Here is a 1,275-nt window from a genome sequence, read left to right on the forward strand (position 1 = left end):
AATGTGATGGGAAATCTCATCTTGAGGGGGGCTTCATGCTTAGATGCTTTCAGCACTTATCCCTTCCGCACATAGCTACCCAGCTATGCCTTTGGCAAGACAACTGGTACACCAGCGGTGCGTCCATCCCGGTCCTCTCGTACTAAGGACAGCTCCTCTCAAATTTCCTGCGCCCACGACGGATAGGGACCGAACTGTCTCACGACGTTCTGAACCCAGCTCGCGTACCGCTTTAATGGGCGAACAGCCCAACCCTTGGGACCGACTACAGCCCCAGGATGCGATGAGCCGACATCGAGGTGCCAAACCTCCCCGTCGATGTGGACTCTTGGGGGAGATAAGCCTGTTATCCCCGGGGTAGCTTTTATCCGTTGAGCGATGGCCCTTCCATGCGGAACCACCGGATCACTAAGCCCGACTTTCGTCCCTGCTCGACTTGTAGGTCTCGCAGTCAAGCTCCCTTGTGCCTTTACACTCTACGAATGATTTCCAACCATTCTGAGGGAACCTTTGGGCGCCTCCGTTACATTTTAGGAGGCGACCGCCCCAGTCAAACTGCCCACCTGACACTGTCTCCCAGCCCGATCAGGGCTGTGGGTTAGAATTTCAATACAGCCAGGGTAGTATCCCACCGACGCCTCCACCGAAGCTGGCGCTCCGGCTTCTCAGGCTCCTACCTATCCTGTACAAGCTGTACCAAAATTCAATATCAGGCTACAGTAAAGCTCCACGGGGTCTTTCCGTCCTGTCGCGGGTAACCTGCATCTTCACAGGTACTATAATTTCACCGAGTCTCTCGTTGAGACAGTGCCCAGATCGTTACGCCTTTCGTGCGGGTCGGAACTTACCCGACAAGGAATTTCGCTACCTTAGGACCGTTATAGTTACGGCCGCCGTTTACTGGGGCTTCGGTTCAAAGCTTCGCTTGCGCTAACCTCTCCCCTTAACCTTCCAGCACCGGGCAGGCGTCAGCCCCTATACTTCGCCTTGCGGCTTCGCAGAGACCTGTGTTTTTGCTAAACAGTCGCCTGGGCCTATTCACTGCGGCTTTTCCGGGCTATTCACCCTAAAAAGCACCCCTTCTCCCGAAGTTACGGGGTCATTTTGCCGAGTTCCTTAACGAGAGTTCTCTCGCTCACCTTAGGATTCTCTCCTCGCCTACCTGTGTCGGTTTGCGGTACGGGCACCTCTCACCTCGCTAGAGGCTTTTCTTGGCAGTGTGGAATCAGGAACTTCGGTACTATAGTTCCCTCGCCATCACAGCTCAGCCTTATA

At 54.7% G+C, this 1,275-nt stretch carries 1 rRNA gene; it reads right to left on the reverse strand.

From position 1 onward, the window contains the following. Positions 1-1,275, reverse strand: a 23S ribosomal RNA gene (locus AC4GZ8_RS26400); the annotation flags it as partial.

It is taken from the genome of Metabacillus sp. RB-C-LZQ-3-1, assembly GCF_058315175.1.